This window comes from Amycolatopsis sp. CFH S0740, assembly GCF_004522315.1.
GTDB lineage: Bacteria > Actinomycetota > Actinomycetes > Mycobacteriales > Pseudonocardiaceae > Amycolatopsis > Amycolatopsis nivea.
Genome location: NZ_SDLS01000006.1, coordinates 85,225 through 102,377, shown reverse-complemented (window position 1 = coordinate 102,377; position 17,153 = coordinate 85,225). Strand labels below are relative to the sequence as shown.

The following is a 17,153-nucleotide window of genomic DNA, read 5'->3' as shown; positions in this document are numbered from 1 at the left end:
TTCACGGCTCTCCCCGCTTCGCCCGCACCCGCCGGTAACTCCAGATCAGCAACGCGAACAAGATCAAGCTGGACAGAATCAAACTCGTCCCCGTGCTCCACCCGCTCAGCGGCAGCGACCGCACCGTCCCCCACACGATTCCCGCGGCCAGCAGCGCCAGACCGGCCAGCACCGAGCCGGCGATGCGCAGCGGCGAGGACACGCTCTCCTCCGCGGCTTGCATCGCCCGCGTCCGCACCGGGTCGACAAATCGCTGCAGCGCCGGGAACTCCGACGCCAGCACCAGCAGTCCGGCGAGCACCAGCAGCAATCCCGGCCCCGGCAGCACGAGCAGCACGACCCCGACGATCACCAGCGCCCCGCCGACGACCGAGAGGAGCACCCGGCGCACTGGCTTGCCCAATCCCATCGGGCCAGTGTGCCGCCGAGCTCGCGGTACTGCCAGCCGGACTGTCCATACTGGACCCGGCACCGCGCTGGCCGGTTTTTGTCGGTGCCGGGTGGTTAGCTGCTCAGCGTGGTCGAATCACTACCTGACCTCATCCGCCGCTGGCAGGCGGGATGGGGTGCGTCCCGAGGATTCCGGCCCGCCGAGGAAAGCCGCGGCGGGCTGCACGTCCTGCTCGAACAACCGGATCGGCATCGCGAGGTCGTCGCGTTGTCCGCCGAAACCGACGTCCTGCGCGGCCTCGCCGAAGAAGTCGCCGCGGCAGAACGCCCGACCTGGCTGACCGTGCCGACAAATCGGCCGGAGGAAGTCGGAGCGATCGTGCGCGAGGCTGGGCTGAAGCTCCGCGACGCACGCGAAGCGCTCATGACCATTCCCCTGCGCCGACATCCAGCGCGTCCAACTCCGCCGCCCTACACCAGTGCGACCACCGTGCACGGGCCGGTGTGCGAAACCGTGCTGCGACATCCCGATTCGGGTGTCGCGGCGCGAGGAACCGTGGCCGTGGTCGGCACGGACGCGATCGCGGACCGGATCGAAACCGTCCCGGAGCATCGCCGCCGCGGTCTCGGCAGCGTGGTGATGAGTTCGCTCGCGGAAAACGCCATGGCACACGGCGCGACCACCGGAATCCTCGTCGCCACCGCGGACGGGCAACAGCTGTACTCGGCGCTGGGCTGGACCACGCGTGCCACCGTCCTCATCGCCCAGAGTCCGGCAGGCTGACATGGAATGGCTCGCCGACACCCGAACGTCCTACGACACCGTGGCGGAGGACTACGCCACGTTCGTCCGCGACGCACTGGGCAAACAGCCGTATCTGCTTGCCGCGCTGCGGTTATTCGCCGAACAAGTCGACGACGGCCCAGTCGCCGACATCGGTTGCGGCCCCGGCCAGGTCACCGCCCACCTCAACGGGCTCGGCGTGGCCGCCTACGGCTTCGACCTCTCCCCCGGCATGATCGAGGTGGCCCGGCGCGACTATCCGGAGCTGCCGTTCGAGGTCGGTTCGATGACCGATCCGCTGCCGGCCGCGTCGCTGGCCGGGATCGTGGCGTGGCAGTCGGTCATCCACCTGCCCGACGAGCTGCTCCCGGCCGTCCTCGCGAACTTCCAGCAAGCGCTGCGTCCCGGCGGATTGCTTCAACTGCTCTTCCACGTCGGCGACGAGACGCGGCTGAAAACCGAGGGCTACGGCGGCCACCCGATGAACGTCCAGGTGCACCGCCGCCCACGAGAACGCATGACGACGTGGCTGCGCGACGCCGGGTTCACCGTCGAGGCCGAACTGGTCCTCAACCCGGAAACCCCGGTGCCGCAGGCACTTTTGACCGCCAGGAGCCGTTAGTGACCAGCCAGCAATTGCTCGAACGACACCGACGCGTACTCGTCGTCCGGCTTCGCCTCAGGCGCCGCTGCCACCAGCTGCGCCAGCTCGCGGCCAGCCCGCTCCACGCGCTGTTGCAACGCACCCGTCGCCTCGACGCTGCCCCAGTCCGACGACGCGGCGTACACGCCTGTCGCAACCACGGTCGCGCGAAGGTAGGCGAAGAGCGGCCGCAGCGCGAAGTCGAGCGCGAGCGAATGCCGTTCGGTACCGCCCGTCGCGGCGAGCAGCACCGGCTTGCCGTCGAGCGCTTCCTTGTCCAGCACGTCGAAGAACGATTTGAACAGCCCGCTGTAGGAAGCGGTGAACACCGGCGTCACGGCGATCAAGCCGTCCGCGCGAGTCACGGTGTCGATCACTTCCCGCAGCTGGGGGCTGGGAAACCCGGTGAGCATGTTGTTGGTGATGTCCACCGCGATGTCGCGGAGTTCGAACACCTTCACCGTCACGTCGTCGTCGACGAGGGCGGCGCGGGCGGCCTCGGCCAGCCGGTCGGCCAGCAGCCGCGTCGACGACGGCTGGCTCAACCCCGCGGTGACCACGGCGATAGTGCGTGCAGTCATGACCTCTCCACTCGATCCGGGGTACCTGGGTCAGGCGTTGACAGCCTGGGCTGCCTTGAGCGATTCGTGCGTGGGCGCGTCCGGCACGTGCGCCGGGCGCTTCGCGTCCAGTTCCTTGCGCAGCACCGGCACGACCTCCTCGCCGAGCAGGTCGAGCTGCTCCAGCACGGTCTTCAGCGGCAGGCCGGCGTGGTCCATCAGGAACAGCTGGCGCTGGTAGTCGCCGAAGTGCTCGCGGAAGGTCAGCGTCTTGTCGATGACCTCCTGCGGGCTGCCGACGGTCAGCGGCGTCTGCTCGGTGAAGTCCTCCAGCGACGGGCCGTGCCCGTACACCGGCGCGTTGTCGAAGTACGGCCGGAACTCGTTCCACGCGTCCTGCGACTTCGGCCGGATGAACGCCTGCCCGCCGAGCCCGACGATGGCCTGGTCGGCCTTGCCGTGCCCGTAGTGCTCGAAGCGCTGCCGGTAGAACGCGATCAGCTGCTGGAAGTGCGAGGTCGGCCAGAAGATGTGGTTCGCGAAGAACCCGTCGCCGTAGTAGGCGGCCTGTTCGGCGATCTCCGGGCTGCGGATCGAACCGTGCCACACGAACGGCGGCACGCCGTCGAGCGGGCGCGGCGTCGAGGTGAAGCCCTGCAGCGGGGTGCGGAACTTGCCCTGCCAGTCGACGACCTCCTCGCGCCAGAGCTGGTGCAGCAGCGCGTAGTTCTCGACGGCCAGCGGGATGCCCTCGCGGATGTCCTTGCCGAACCACGGGTAGACCGGGCCGGTGTTGCCGCGGCCCATCATGAGGTCGAGCCGCCCGTCGGCGAGGTGCTGCAGCATGGCGTAGTCCTCGGCCAGCCGCACCGGGTCGTTGGTGGTGATGAGGGTGGTCGACGTCGAGAGGACGATCTTCTCCGTCTGCGCCGCGATGTTCGAAAGCAGCACCGTGGGGTTCGCCGGCGCGGCGAACGGCGGGTTGTGGTGCTCTCCGACGGCGAAGACGTCGAGACCGACTTCTTCGGCCTTGAGCGCGATCTTGACCATCGCCTTGATGCGCTCGTGCTCCGAGGGCGTGACGCCCGTGGTGGGGTCGGTCGTGACGTCGCCCACCGAGAAGATTCCGAACTGCATGACCGCTCCCTAGCCGGTTGCTTCGTACCTTGCTTGTCGGCACAACTACTCGCGTGGAAGATGTATTCCTACAGGACTATACCGGTGACCTGGGACACGCTTCCGGACGCCGTCGGAGGCGCAGCGGCCAGTTCCTGTCAGGGGGTGCGGATATCCTGCAGTACGGTGACGGCCCGGGGCCCCTGCTCCGGCCACCTGTTTGCCCACCGAACAGCACGCCTCGATCCGGGAGAACGACCTCGTGACCGCTGAGACTCTGTACGGGGCCGACGACCTGACCCACCTCGAGGGACTCGAGGCGGTCCGCAAGCGCCCCGGGATGTACATCGGCTCCACCGACAGCCGAGGCATCAACCACCTCTTCTCCGAGGTCGTCGACAACTCCACCGACGAGGGCGTGGCCGGCCACGCCTCGCGCATCGTCGTCACGCTGCACGCCGACGGCAGCGTCCAGGTGGACGACGACGGCCGCGGCATCCCCACCGGCGTCCACGCCAAATCGGGCCTTTCCGGCGTCGAACTGGTGCTGACCCGGCTGCACGCGGGCGGCAAGTTCGGCGGCTCCGGGTACAAGACGTCCGGCGGCCTGCACGGCGTCGGCGCTTCGGCGGTCAACGCGCTGTCGCACCGCTTCGACGTCACGGTGAAGCAGGACGGCAAGGTGCACCAGATGTCGTTCGCGCACGGCGTGCCCGGCGTGTTCGACGGCCCCGGCCCGAAGGCGAAGTTCACCCGCCGCTCCGGCCTCAACCTCGTCGGCAAGATGAAGCGCGGCGAACGCAGCGGCACGTCGATCCGCTACTGGTACGACGCGCGGTACTTCGAAACCGGCGCGGCGCTGGACGTCGAGGGCGTGCGCACGAAGCTGCGCAACACCGCGTTCCTCGTGCCGGGCGTCACGTACGTGCTGCGCACCACGTTCGAGGACACCATCAACGAGGAGACCTTCCACTTCCCGAACGGGCTGGCGGACATGGTCGACTTCCTCGCCCCGGACAGCGAAAAACCCGTCTGCGGCACGCTGATGATCACCGGCGAGGGCACGTACAAGGAAAACGCGGCGGACGCCAACGGCGTCATGCAGTCCAATGTGGAGCGACACGCCGAGGTCGAGGTCGCGCTGCGCTGGGGCACCGGCTACGAGCGCACCGTGGAGTGCTTCACCAATACGATCCGCAACGTGCACGGCGGCACGCACCGCCGGGGCTTCGACCGCGCGGTCACCCGTGCGCTGCAGGACGTGATCGGCAAGACGCGCGGGCTGCTCAAGGCGAAGGAGGACCCGCCGACCACCGAGGACGTGCTGGAGGGCATGACCGCGGTGATCCACGTCCGGCTGCCGGAGCCGCAGTTCACCTCGCAGACCAAGGACGAACTGTCCACGGCGGGCATCACGCGCGTCCTCCAGGGCATCGTCGACAAGCAGGTGCGCGCCTGGACCGAGGACCGGAAAACCAAGTCCGAGGCCAAGATCGTGCTGCAGAAGGTGGTCGACGCGGCACGCGTGCGGCTCACCCAGAAACAGCAGAAGGACGCCGCCCGGCGCAAAACCGCGCTCGAGGGCGCGGCGATGCCGCCGAAGCTGGTCGACTGCCGCACCACCGGCGTCTCGCGCAGCGAACTGTTCCTGGTCGAGGGCGACAGCGCGCTCGGCTCGGCGCGGATGGCGCGGGTGTCGGAGTACCAGGCGCTGCTGCCGTTGCGCGGCAAGATCCTCAACGTGCAGAAGGCGTCGCTGGGCGACACGCTGAAGAACGCCGAGATCGCGTCGATCGTGCAGGTGCTCGGCGCGGGCACCGGCCGCACGTTCGACCTGTCGACGATGCGCTACGGCCGCGTGATCCTGATGGCGGACGCGGACGTCGACGGTTCGCACATCCGCACGCTGCTGATCACGCTGTTCGCGAAGTACATGCGCCCGGTGATCGAGGACGGCAGGCTGTACGCGGCCATGCCGCCGCTGCACAAGATCACCACCAAGGGCCGCGGTTCGGAGACCGTCTTCACCTTCACCCAGCGCGAGATGGAGCAGAAGGTCGCCGAACTCGAAGCGGCGGGCAAGACGGTCGTCACCCCGGTGCCGCGGTTCAAGGGCCTCGGCGAGATGGACGCCGACGAGCTGTGGGAAACCACGATGAACCCGGCGACGCGCTCGGTCCGGCGGATCACGCTCCAGGACGTCGAGGCCGCGGAGCTGGCGCTGGAACTGCTGATGGGCGAGAAGGTCGAGCCGCGGCGCAACTGGCTGGTCGAATCGTCCGACCGCGTCGACCGCGAAGCCATCGACGTCTGAGTTTTCCGTTCGTTCCCAAGGAGTTGTGAGCCATGGCTCGCCGTAGCAAGACCCCGGTGACCCGGGTCGACCCGAGCGCGTTCGACTCGCCGGGCGCACAGGTCTTCGACAACCCGCTGAAGACGGAGATCGAAGACTCGTACCTGGAGTACGCGTACTCGGTGATCCACTCGCGCGCCCTCCCGGACGCACGGGACGGCCTGAAGCCGGTGCACCGCCGAATCCTGTTCTCGATGAACGAGAACGGCTACCGCCCGACACACGCGTACGTGAAGTCGTCACGCGTGGTCGGCGACGTCATGGGCAAGTACCATCCACACGGCGACACGGCGATTTACGACGCGATGGTCCGGCTGGCGCAGGACTTCTCGATGAACGCCCCGCTGATCGACGGGCACGGAAACTTCGGGTCCCCAGACGACGGACCGGCCGCGAGCCGGTACTGCCTGACCGGCGACACCCGGATCCGCCTGGCGGACGGCTCCAGCCCGCGCATCGCCGACGTGGTGAACCTGCCCGCCGATTCCGAAGCCGACGCCGACTTCGAGGTGCTCGACAAGGACGGCAAGGCAGTCCAGGTCGACAAGGTCTTCAACTCGGGCGTGCACCCGACCGTCCAGATCCGCACCAAGTCCGGCTTTTCCCTCCGGGGCAGCGAAAACCACCCGGTGCTGTGCTTGGAAGCGCCGATGGGCGTGCCGATGTTCCAGTGGCGGCAGCTCGACGAGGTCAAACCGGGAACCGTCGTTTGTCTCGCCCGCAACGCGTGGACGCAGGTGGTCCCGACCTCGCGCGAGTACAACCTCGGCATCCTCGCCGGGGCTTGGGTGTCCGAAGGTTTCGCGAGCGAGAACCGCGCCGGCTTCAACAACACCGACGAACATTTCTTCGGCGAGGTCCTGCACGCTTACGACCAGGTGGTCGGAGGCAAGCGCTACGTGTCGGAACGCACGACGCGACGAGACCGCAAGCGGATCCGCGAACTTGACATCCAGGACTACTCCGGAGCGATGGACGCCTTCCGGGCCAGCCCGCTGGCCGAGTTCATCGGTCATCAGGCCCGGGACAAGGTCGTCCCCGAATTCGTCTGGAACGCTGGCCCCGGCGTGAAACGCGCGTTCCTGATGGCCGCGTTCGAGGGAGACGGCGGTTGCCGGGTCGCCGCCGACGGCTTCACTGTCCAGTACTCGAGCTACAGCCCGCGGCTCGCCGCTCAGCTTCAGGAAATGCTCGCCGAATTCGGTGTCATCGCCACGCACCGGCAGTACACCCGGCCCAACGGTTCGATCGAGCACCGCCTTGTGGTGTCCGGCCTGCGCAACGTCCGCGCGTTCGCTGAGCGTGTCGGCTTCCTCAAGTCGAAGCAGGCGAGGCTGCGGCAGCTCCTGCAGCGGTCCGTATTGCGCACGCACCGGCTCAGTTCGGACAAGGTGCCCTTCGTCGCCGATTACGTGCGCGGCGCGCTCGACTTCGACCGTCGTGGCAGCGGCCGGAAATGGCTCACCCAGCACAACTTCGACCGCATCGAACGGTGGGAAACCGAGCGGCTCCGGATCATCGATCGCATCAAGGACACCGAGGTCCTCGCGACGATCCTGCCGATCATGGACTCTGGCTACCGGTTCGAAGAGGTCGTAGACGCGACCGCGGCCGAACCCGCCGAGGTCTATTCGGTGCGGGTGACCACCGAGGACCACTCGTTCCTGGCCGGTGGTTTCGTCAACCACAACACCGAAGCCCGGATGTCGAACGAAGCGATGCTGCTCGTCGGCGAACTCGGCGAGGACACCGTCGACTTCCGGCCGAACTACGACGGTTCGCTCGAGGAACCGTCGATGTTGCCTGCGGCGTATCCGAACCTGCTGGTCAACGGCACGTCCGGGATCGCGGTCGGCATGGCGACCAACATGATCCCGCACAACCTCGGCGAGGTGATCGGCGCCGCGCGGTGGCTGATCAACCATCCGAACGCCACGCTCGACAAGCTGATGGAGTACGTCCCCGGCCCCGACCTGCCCACCGGCGGCAGTCTGCTGGGCCTGGACGAGGTCCGCAAGGCCTACGAAACCGGCCGCGGCGTGGTCCGGATGCGCGCGAACGTCGAGACCGGCCCGCTGGAAGGCAGCCGCGGCCGGCAGGCGATCACGGTCACCGAACTGCCGTACGGCGTCGGTCCGGAGAAGGTGATCGAGAAGATCACCGACGAGGTCAACAAGTCCAAGCGGCTCACCGGAATCGCGGACGTCAAGGACCTCACCGACCGCGAGAACGGCACGCGGCTCGTCATCGAGTGCAAGGTGGGCGTCAACCCGCAGGCGCTGCTGGCGGATCTCTACCGCCTCACGCCGCTGGAGCAGTCGTTCGGCATCAACAACCTGGTGCTCGTCGACGGGCAGCCGCAGACGCTCGGGCTGAAGGCGCTGCTGGAAGTCTTCCTGAAGCACCGCTACGAGGTCGTCACGCGGCGCACGCGTTACCGCCGCCGCAAGCGCGAAGAGCGCCTGCACCTGGTGGACGGTCTGCTGATCGCGCTGCTGAACATCGACAAGGTCATCCGGCTGATCCGCGAAAGCGAAAACGCGGCCGCCGCGAAGGACGGCTTGATGACGAAGTTCAAGCTGTCCGAGATCCAGGCGACCTACATCCTGGACACCCCGCTGCGCCGCCTCACGAAGTACGACCGCCTGGAACTGGAAAACGAGCAGGACAAGCTGCGCGCGGAAATCGCCGAGCTGACCACGATCCTCGAGGACGAGTCGGTCCTGAAGAAGCTCGTGTCGACGGAACTGGCGAAGATCGCCAAGGACTTCCCCACCGACCGCCGCACCCGCCTGATCGACGGCGACCTGAAGGAAGTCCTGGCCGCGTCGAAGCCGTCCGGCCCGCTCGAGGTGGCGGACGACCCGTGCCAGGTGATCCTGTCGGCGACCGGCCTGGTCGCCCGCACCGCAGCGGAATCCGAAGAGGCGTCGGAAGTCCGCCGCCGAAACGGCCGCGTAAAACACGATGCCGTGTCAGCCGTCGTGCACACCACCGCACGCGGCCAGGTGCTGCTGGTGACCAGCCGAGGCCGCGCGTTCAAGACGGACGTGCTGCCCCTGCCAGTGCTCCCAGAACAAGCAGGCACAGTCTCGTTGCGCGGCGGCATGGCAGCGAAAGAGCTGGTACCGCTGGAAAAGGGCGAACGCGTCGTAGGAATCGCCCCGCTGGGCGAACAAGCAGGCGATTCGCCAGGCCTGGCCATCGGCACGCGCGGCGGCGTAGTGAAGGTGTGCGCCCCGGATTGGCCCGTGCGCTCGGACGAATTCGAAGTCATCAGCCTCAAGGATGGTGACGAAATCGTAGGCGCGACCTGGCTGACCGACGGAAACGAAACCCTGGCGTTCATCTCGTCGGATTCCTCCCTGCTGCGCTTCGCCGCGAGCCTGATCCGCCCGCAAGGCACCAAGAGCGGCGGCATGGCAGGCGTGAAACTGTCCGCCAACGCCACCGCGATCTTCTTCGGCGCCATCCGCACCGACGACGAAGAACACGGCGAACCCATGGTCGTGACGGCAACGGGCCAGAGCGTCAAGGTGACACCCTTCAGCGAATACCCAGCGAAGGGCCGAGCCACCGGCGGCGTGCGAACCCACCGTTTCCTCAAGGGAGAAACCGAAGTCCAGGTCGCCTGGGTAGGCCCCCGCCCAGCAGGCGCGAGCCGCACCGGAGACCCAGTAGAACTCCCAGAAATCGACCTCCGCCGAGACGGCTCGGGCCACGCCCACCCAGGCCCAGAAGTAGTAGGCCACCTCATCGAACGCGGCTAACACCAGTACGTGAGGGGCACCCTGAGGGAATCAGAGTTCCTCAGGGTGCCCCTCACTCACCCAGCCCACCCCCAACTCGGCGAGGCAGGGGCAGGGGCAGGGGCAGGGGCATTAATTTCTCCCAGCAGTTCGACAAGCAACGAATCCGCCGCGCCAGCATTCACCACAACAACGCAAAGCCCTAAACAGGCAGCGATGCACCCAACGAGCGAGGCACCCACCCCACCCCCAACCCCGATACGAAGCCAAAAACACGGCGCGGGGGTGCTTGTCAAGGCATCTTTCCCGCCTTGACAAGCACCCCCGCGCCGTAGTGACAATCAAACTTCGGGGTGCCCCACGCAACCACCACCCCCGAAGGGGGCGTCAGCCCCCGCCACTAAACGGACCTACCCGTCAAAAGCAGAAGCCCACAGCTTCGCAACTCACCAAATACCGAAGCCGCAACCACTCACCGATCCGACCGCAACGAAGCCGGATCAAAGTCCTCCCACCCATCCTCAACAGACTCAGCAGCAGCGGAAGCAGAAGCAGCGGCAGGAGCAGGAAACCGCCTCTCCCCAACCCTCTCCGCCCTCAACCGCTGAAACTCCTCCACTGTCATCCCAGGATCATCATCCGAAGACCGAGCCGGAGCCGCCCTCCCGGACAACGCCTCGACAAGCAACCCAGCCTCCTCCCCCAACAACAACCCCACCCGGTTGTAGCAATCCTGCTCAGCCTCAGCCATCGCAACCCGCACAACCTCAAGCACCAACGCCGAAACCCGAGAAGGATCCGCCGACGCCAAGGAAGGCGCAAGCCACAACCGCTTCAACGCCCCCAACGCATCCACAGTCACCTCAACCGACCCATCCAACGCATGAGCCGACCCCCGAGCCTCCCCCATCAACGAAGCGACCTGCCCCAACGCCTCCTCACGAGACCGAGCCAGGTCGATAAGCTCCCGAGTGTTCACAACACCACCGGCTCTTCGTCATAAAAATCGGGATCATCCTCAGCCAACGCCGCGTACCCCAACGCCGCCACAGCATCCGCCCCCAAAACCGGCGACAGCACCTGATACATCCGATCCCCGGCCCGCCGCTCGGCCCGCCGCGACAACTCCAGGATCTGCGCGGCAACAGCCTCCGACCCGCCCCGCAACGCAGCCCGGGAAACCGTCAGCCCAGTCAGCAACCCGCCAGGCGCGACCTCGACGGAAACCCCGCCCGCAGCAGCCTTCCCGACCACCGGCCCAGCCCGCTCGAACCGAGCCGCAGCCGCCTCCCCGGTCCGGGAAGCCTCCTCCATCACCCGCGCCACCGCGCGATCCATGTCGAATTCAGCCACCACTCACCCCGTCGGCCGGTAAAACCCGATGAACTGCTGCCCGGCATTAGTCGTCCGGATCTTGCTGATCTGCACCGGATCCCCGGCCTCGACCATCTGCCCGTCGCCGATCACCATCGCGACGTGCCCGGACCACACCACCAAATCCCCGGGCAGCAACTGGTCAATAGAAGGCACCTCGGCCCCGACAGTCTGCTGCTTCGCCGTCCGCGGCAACTGCAACCCAGCGTCCTGATAGGACGTCATGGTCAACCCGCTGCAGTCGAGCCCTTGCCCGCGCGCGGTCCCGCCCCAGACATACGGCACGCCCAGCTGAGACAACGCCGCCCGCACGGCTTTGGCCGCGGTTTCGTTCGGTGCCATCACGGTTTTCCCGCCCGGCAGGTTGATCCCGACCCCGCTGCCCGGCTGCGGCGGAACGGCCACCGGCAACCGCGGCTTCCCGGCATACCCGCCGCCGCCTCCTCCACCGCCGCCGCTGTCGCCGCCTCCGTGGCTGACGTGCGCGCCGTTGTTGTTGAACGCCTGCGGCACTGACGTCGTCGCGCTGCTCGCGGACGTCGACTCCGAGCCGCCGAGCTGCTGCCCCAGTCCGGTCAGCTTTCCGAGCGTCTCCTCGGTGAACGTGGCCGCCTGCCCGGTCAGCTGGCCGATCTTCGTCTGCAGCTGCAGGAGAATCTGCCGAGCCGCGGCCGCCCGGCTCTCCGGCGGCTGAATCCCGTTGACCGCCGCCAGCGCCTTCATCGAAGACGCGATCTCCCGCAGGATCTGGTCTCGCACCTGATCGTTGCGGATCTCGCCGACGTGCAGCGTCTCCGCCGCCTCCGCGACCGCCCGCTCGATTTCCGCGCTCTCGTCGAGAAGGTCCTGGACTTCCTTCTCCAGGTCCTTCGACGTCTGGACCGCGCGCTCCGAGGTCGCCCCGGAACTGGCGTGCGCCAGATTCACCCGCTGCGCGCCGGCGTGCTGATTGGCCTGGCCGACGGACGTCTGCAGCGCGACATGCCCGTCGCGCGCGCCGTGGATCGCCGACGGGTCGTGCTTCAGCTTCGCGGCGAACTGATTCGTGGTGTCCAGCCCGTTGCGGACCAGATGATCGACGGGAGCGTTCACGAAAGCCTGCGCATCGCGTCGCCGTGTTCCTGCTCGACCGCGGCGTAGTTGCCCTGCGTGCGCCGAGCGGCCTCGCCGACGTTGTGCCAGCCGCCCCCGAGCGCGTGCATCCGTTCCTGCAATGCCCGCATCCGCGCGCCGTACGCGCCGGCGAACCCGGATTCGTCCCCGATCGCGGAGAATCCGTCGCCGGACAGCGTCACGTGCGGACCGATGTGCGCCTTCGCCGCGGAACGCACCTCGTCGCCGAGTGGGTCGACCTGCTTCGCGTAGTTCTCGTACGCGCAGTCGTCGACATGAAAACCGGACACAACCCGCCCCTCCCCTGAACCCTGCGGCCCAGGTTAGCGGACGAGTTGTGCCCGGACAGGCGAATTGACCGGATCAGGTCAGCCGTTGAGAATCTTCGTCAGCCAGTCGCCCTGAGCCGGAACGGCCTTGCCGTCGACCGCGACGGTCGGCGTGCCGAAGCCGATCTGGCCGTTGCCGAAGTCCTGCTGCAGTTTCGGGTCGTTCTGGATCTGTTGGAACGCCGCCTGCAGCTGCTGGTCGTAGGCGCCGGAGTTGACCGCCTGCGCGAACTTCGGGTCGCTGATCCCGAGGTCCTGGCCGAGCTTGATCAGCTGGGCCTTGTCGTACCCGCGCCCGCCTTCCTGCGGCTGGTTCTTGAACAGCGCGTCGTGGAAGGCGGTGAACTTCTGCTGGTCGGCGGCGGCGAGCGCGGCGTTCGCCGAGTCGAGCGAGTAGCCCGGCGGGTCCGAGTTCTTGTTGAGCAGGATCACCATGTGGTAGCGCACGGTGAGCTGGCCGTCGTTGATCGCCTTCTCCATCCGCGGCCCGAAGTCCTGCTGCAGCTTCGCGCAGTACGGGCACAGGAAGTCCGCGTAGAGGTCCATGGTCTTCGGCGCGCCCGGCTTGCCGACCGTCACCACGGCCCCGTCGCGCTTCTCGACCACGCCCGGTCCGAGCGCCGAGGTCGTGCCCGGCTGGATCGCGCTGTCCTGCGTCGCGTTCTTGCTCGAGTTGATCCAGAGCACGCCGCCGATCACGAGCGCGGCGACCACCACGACGGCCACGGCGATCGCGATGATCTTGTTCCGGTCGCTCTTCGAGCCCCGCGCCTGGGCGACCGACCTCGCGGCCGCCGCCTGCTGACGGCTTTTCCGCGCGTTGCGCGCAGCTCCACCCACTGTTCCTAATTCCCTTCCGCGATGCCCTTGGGGTAGTCGTCCGAGGCCTCGCCCGAGTTCCCGGCGTTCCTGCCTTTGCCCCAGCCGAGCCAGCCGTCGACCGAAAGCCACGTGCGCGGCCGGGCGAGCAGCCACACCGCGAGCAGGGCGAAACCGGTGTCGCGCAGGATCTCCTGCGGGTATTCGGTCTGCCCGGCGTCCACGCGCCCGCCGCCGCCGAAGCAGCCGCAGTCGATGCTCAGCCCGCGCGCCCACGACTGCGCGATGCCCGCGACGAGCACGGCCAGCAGCAGCAGCGACGCTCCCGCGACCCAGCGCGTGGCCAGCCCGGCGAGCAGCAGCAGCCCGAGCACCAGTTCCAGCAGCGGCAACCCGGTCGCGACCGGGCGCACCAGCGCGTGCGGGAGCACGTCGTAGGCCTGCACGGCGATGTACGTCTGTCCCGGATCGGCGATCTTCAGGCCGCCGGACACGAGCCACACGGCAGCCAGCCCGAGCCGGGCGAGGGTGCCGATGGTGTCGAGTACAGGTTGGGGCAGTCGGCGCACGCGCTTAGGCTAGCCGTCTGACCTGAGAACCATGTGAGCAGCCAACCGGCGAAGCGGAGGCACCGATGCGGTTACGCGCAGCGTTCGCCGCCGTGTTTCTGCTGGTCAGCTGCGTCTCGTGCGGGTCGTCGGAGGTATCGAAGGACGATCCGCTTCCCACCCGGGCGCGTGACGGCAACCACCTGACCATCGGAATCCGGTTCGACGCGCCCGGGCTTTCGCAGCGGACCGTCGACGGCAGGCTCGCCGGTTTCGACGTCGATGTCGCTACTTTCGTCGCACGCGAACTGGGGGTCGAACCGGACCACATCACCTGGCACGAGACCACCCCGGCGCGCCGCGAAACGGACCTCACCTCGGGCGCGGTCGACCTGGTCGTGGCCACCTATTCGATCACCGACAATCGGAAACAGCAGGTGGGCTTCGCCGGCCCGTACTTCGTCACCGGCCAGGACCTGCTGGTGCGGCTCACCTCGCCGGACATCACCGGCCCGGAAAGCCTCAACGGCAAGCGGCTCTGCTCGGTCACCGGCTCGACTCCCGCGCAGACGGTGAAGGACAAGTTCGCGCAGATGGTGAAGCTGGTCGAGTACCCGCGCTATCCGGACTGCGTGACCGCGCTGCTGGCGAACCAGGTCGACGCGGTCACCACGGACGCGGTGATCCTCGCCGGGTACGCCGCGCAGAACCCGGAGCTGCTGAAGGTGGTCGGCCGTCCATTCTCCACTGAGCGGTACGGCATCGGCCTGCGCAAGGGCGACACCGAGGGCCAGCACGCGGTCGACGACGCCATCCGGAAGATGGTGTCGACCGGGGCCTGGCGGAAGTCGCTGGAGACGAACATCGGGCCGTCGAACTACCCGTTGCCGAATCCACCGGAGATCACCGAGCAGTGACCGACCTAGCCTCGCTGCCGGACCTGCCCGTCCGCGCGGTGCTGCCGTCCGTGCTGAGCGCGCTCGACGACCACGGCGCCGCGGTGCTCGTCGCCCCGCCCGGCACCGGCAAGACCACTCTCGTGCCGCTCGCGCTGAACCGGGGCGAAGGACGCGTCGTGGTCGCCGAGCCGCGTCGGCTGGCTGCCCGGGCCGCGGCCGGGCGGATGGCCGCGCTGCTGGGCGAACCGGTCGGCGAGACGGTCGGGTACGCCGTGCGCGGCGACCGGAAGGTGTCGTCGCGCACGCGGATCGAGGTGGTCACGTCGGGGCTGCTCGTGCGGCGGGTGCAGCACGACCCCGAGCTGGCCGGGGTGTCGACGGTCCTGCTGGACGAATGCCACGAACGCCATCTCGACGCTGACCTGCTGCTCGCCCTGCTCCTCGACGTCCGTGCCGGATTGCGCGACGACCTGCGGCTGCTCGCGACCTCGGCGACGGTCGCGTCCGGACGGCTGGCCGAACTGCTCGGCGACGCCCCGGTGATCACCGCGCACGCGCGCACGTATCCGGTCGAGCTGAGCTACCGCGCTCCGGCGCGCGGGGAACGCCCGGAAGCCGCAGTCGCTTCGGCGGTCCGGAAGGCCCTCACCGAAGGAGACGGCGATGTACTCGCGTTCCTCCCGGGAGCCGGGGAAATCGCGCGTACGTCGGCGTTGCTGAGTTCGCTGGACGCGGACGTGCTGCCGCTGCACGGACGGCTTTCCGCTGCCCGGCAAGACGAAGCATTGCGGCCACGCGACCGCCGCCGGGTAGTTCTCGCGACCGCCGTCGCCGAGTCGAGCCTGACAGTTCCCGGCGTCCGCGCGGTCGTGGACTCGGGTCTCGCACGCGTTCCTCGCGTGGACCATCGACGTGGTCTCGCCGGGCTCGCCACGGTGCGGGTTTCGGCAGCGGTGGCGGAACAACGCGCTGGTCGTGCGGGCCGCGAAGCGCCTGGCCGCGCGTACCGCTGCTGGCCAGAGCACGAGCAAGCGACGCTGCCCGCGTATCCGGAGCCGGAGATCCGTACCGCCGAACTGGCGCGGTTCGCGTTGGAACTCGCCTGCTGGTCCACTCCGGACGGAACCGGCCTCGCTTGGTGGGATCCGCCCGGCGAAGGTGCCCTCGCCGCCGCGCGAAGCCTGCTCGTCACGCTCGGCGCGACCACCTCGGAAGGCGCTGTCACGCCGCGCGGACAGAAGATGGCCGACCTCGGCCTGCATCCCCGGCTGGCCCGCGCGTTGCTGGACGGCGCTGAGGCCGTCGGAGCCCGGGCCGCCGCGGAAGTAGTCGCGCTGCTCGATACCGGAGCGACGCTGACCGATGTCGAGGCCGAATTGCGCCGGCTTCGTTCCGCACACGACGACGCGGCGCGCCGATGGCAGCGGGACGCGAAACGGTTGGCCACACTGGTCAATTCCCCGGCCAAAGCAGACCCGGACCCCGCGTTGGTCGTCGCCCTCGCTCACCCGGAACGCTTGGCGCGGCGGCGCGCGGGGTCGGCCCCGGTGTATCTGATGGCCAGCGGCACCGCGGCGGAACTGCCCAGCGGCAGCGGTTTGGGCGACGCCGAATGGCTGGCCGTCGCCGAAGCAACCCGCGACCCGGGCCGCGTGCACGGCACCATCCGCCTCGCCGCGACCGCCGACGAAGCACTGGCGACCCGAGCCGCGCCGACCCTGGTGTCCGAAGTGGACGAAGTGCATTGGGACGGCGATGTCGTCGCCCGGCACGTCCGTCGGCTGGGTGCGATCGTTCTGTCGGAAAAGCCGCTACGCAACCCAGATCCGCAGCTAGTCCACGACGCAATCGTCACCGGACTCCGCACCGAAGGTCTCGGTTTGCTGCGCTGGAGCCAGGACGGCACCCGCCTCCGCGACCGCCTTGCCTTCCTGCACCGGGTACTCGGCGATCCGTGGCCTTCGGTGGACGACGAGGCGCTGCTTTCCGAAGTAGACACTTGGCTGGACCTGTCGAGAGTCCGCCGCCGAGCCGATCTGGCGAACGTCGACGCCGGAACTGCCTTGCGCGGCCTGCTCCCCTGGCCCGAAGCCGCGCGGCTCGACGAACTCGCTCCGGACCGGCTCGAAGTCCCGTCCGGTTCGCACTACCGCGTGGACTACCACGGAGACCAGCCGGTGCTCGCGGTGAAGCTGCAGGAGACGTTCGGCTGGACCGAGACGCCGTCGCTCGCCGACGGCCGCGTCCCGGTGGTGCTGCACCTGCTTTCGCCCGCCGGCCGCCCGGCCGCGGTCACCGCCGATCTCGAATCCTTCTGGCGCACCGGATACGCCGCCGTCCGCGCGGACCTTCGCGGCCGCTATCCGAAACACCCGTGGCCGGAGGACCCCGCGACCGCCACCCCGACCCGGCACACCACCCGCAGGTCGCGCTGACCCCCTGCCGAAAGTCGGGGTCGGTCCGGGACGGTCGGCTG

General features: G+C 68.4%; 14 protein-coding genes and 3 pseudogenes. 8 read left to right on the top strand and 9 right to left on the bottom strand.

From position 1 onward, the window contains the following. Position 1: 1 nt before the first annotated feature. A complete protein-coding gene (locus tag EIZ45_RS12870) occupies positions 2-409 on the bottom strand; it encodes a PGPGW domain-containing protein (protein ID WP_037818330.1) in 408 nt (135 codons plus the stop codon). Positions 410-517: 108 nt separating this feature from the next. Here EIZ45_RS12870 and EIZ45_RS12865 point away from each other — a divergent pair, with 108 nt between their 5' ends. Together EIZ45_RS12865 and EIZ45_RS12860 are read left to right on the top strand one after the other, a co-directional pair. Further along, a complete protein-coding gene (locus tag EIZ45_RS12865) occupies positions 518-1,174 on the top strand; it encodes a GNAT family N-acetyltransferase (protein WP_240690650.1) in 657 nt (218 codons plus the stop codon). A 1-nt stretch (position 1,175) separates the two neighbouring features. Beyond that, positions 1,176-1,796, top strand: a complete 621-nt coding sequence (locus EIZ45_RS12860) for a class I SAM-dependent methyltransferase (protein WP_134663376.1) — start codon at positions 1,176-1,178, stop codon at positions 1,794-1,796. On the opposite strand, the gene EIZ45_RS12855 is transcribed toward EIZ45_RS12860, so the two are convergent. Further along, complete coding sequence (locus tag EIZ45_RS12855) at positions 1,793-2,398, bottom strand: FMN reductase (RefSeq protein WP_134663377.1); 606 nt, start codon at positions 2,396-2,398, stop codon at positions 1,793-1,795. The genes EIZ45_RS12860 and EIZ45_RS12855 overlap by 4 nt on opposite strands. A 30-nt stretch (positions 2,399-2,428) precedes the next feature. Continuing rightward, positions 2,429-3,514, bottom strand: coding sequence for an LLM class flavin-dependent oxidoreductase (locus EIZ45_RS12850; RefSeq protein ID WP_134663378.1), 1,086 nt, complete (start codon positions 3,512-3,514; stop codon positions 2,429-2,431). Between the two features lie 241 nt (positions 3,515-3,755). Between EIZ45_RS12850 and EIZ45_RS12845 the strand changes: the two genes are divergently transcribed. The 4 genes and pseudogenes from EIZ45_RS12845 to EIZ45_RS47600 form a co-directional block, all read left to right on the top strand. Next, positions 3,756-5,807, top strand: coding sequence for a type IIA DNA topoisomerase subunit B (locus EIZ45_RS12845; protein WP_134663379.1), 2,052 nt, complete (start codon positions 3,756-3,758; stop codon positions 5,805-5,807). 32 nt (positions 5,808-5,839) lie between these two features. After that, a pseudogene (locus EIZ45_RS47610) lies at positions 5,840-6,469 on the top strand (DNA gyrase subunit A); the annotation flags it as partial. 27 nt (positions 6,470-6,496) lie between these two features. Then, a pseudogene (locus EIZ45_RS47605) lies at positions 6,497-7,144 on the top strand (LAGLIDADG family homing endonuclease); the annotation flags it as partial. A 390-nt stretch (positions 7,145-7,534) separates the two neighbouring features. Next, positions 7,535-9,616 (top strand): annotated as a pseudogene (locus EIZ45_RS47600) (DNA gyrase subunit A); the annotation flags it as partial. 451 nt (positions 9,617-10,067) lie between these two features. Here the strand turns inward: EIZ45_RS47600 and EIZ45_RS12835 are convergent. The 6 genes from EIZ45_RS12835 to EIZ45_RS12810 form a co-directional block, all read right to left on the bottom strand. After that, complete coding sequence (locus EIZ45_RS12835; protein ID WP_134663381.1) at positions 10,068-10,574, bottom strand: YbaB/EbfC family nucleoid-associated protein; 507 nt, start codon at positions 10,572-10,574, stop codon at positions 10,068-10,070. Continuing rightward, the gene (locus EIZ45_RS12830) at positions 10,571-10,951 is read right to left on the bottom strand and encodes a hypothetical protein (protein WP_107051186.1); all 381 of its coding nucleotides are present in this window, start codon (positions 10,949-10,951) and stop codon (positions 10,571-10,573) included. Before EIZ45_RS12830 ends, EIZ45_RS12835 begins: the two co-directional genes overlap by 4 nt. Beyond that, on the bottom strand, positions 10,952-12,061 hold the full coding sequence (locus EIZ45_RS12825) for a C40 family peptidase (protein ID WP_134663382.1): 1,110 nt from the start codon (positions 12,059-12,061) through the stop codon (positions 10,952-10,954). Beyond that, a complete protein-coding gene (locus tag EIZ45_RS12820; protein ID WP_134663383.1) occupies positions 12,058-12,372 on the bottom strand; it encodes a hypothetical protein in 315 nt (104 codons plus the stop codon). The genes EIZ45_RS12825 and EIZ45_RS12820 overlap by 4 nt, the downstream gene beginning before the upstream one ends. A 78-nt stretch (positions 12,373-12,450) precedes the next feature. Then, positions 12,451-13,251: a thioredoxin domain-containing protein gene (locus tag EIZ45_RS12815; RefSeq protein WP_037818321.1), complete on the bottom strand. Its 801-nt coding sequence runs from the start codon at positions 13,249-13,251 to the stop codon at positions 12,451-12,453. A gap of 5 nt (positions 13,252-13,256) precedes the next feature. Beyond that, a complete protein-coding gene (locus EIZ45_RS12810) occupies positions 13,257-13,766 on the bottom strand; it encodes a MauE/DoxX family redox-associated membrane protein (protein WP_167754337.1) in 510 nt (169 codons plus the stop codon). Positions 13,767-13,864: 98 nt separating this feature from the next. Between EIZ45_RS12810 and EIZ45_RS12805 the strand changes: the two genes are divergently transcribed. Next, positions 13,865-14,695 (top strand): glutamate ABC transporter substrate-binding protein, encoded by an 831-nt coding sequence (locus tag EIZ45_RS12805; protein ID WP_134663384.1) that lies wholly within the window; start codon positions 13,865-13,867, stop codon positions 14,693-14,695. Then, on the top strand, positions 14,692-17,112 hold the full coding sequence (gene hrpB, locus EIZ45_RS12800; protein WP_167754333.1) for an ATP-dependent helicase HrpB: 2,421 nt from the start codon (positions 14,692-14,694) through the stop codon (positions 17,110-17,112). Before EIZ45_RS12805 ends, hrpB begins: the two co-directional genes overlap by 4 nt. Positions 17,113-17,153: the final 41 nt, after the last annotated feature.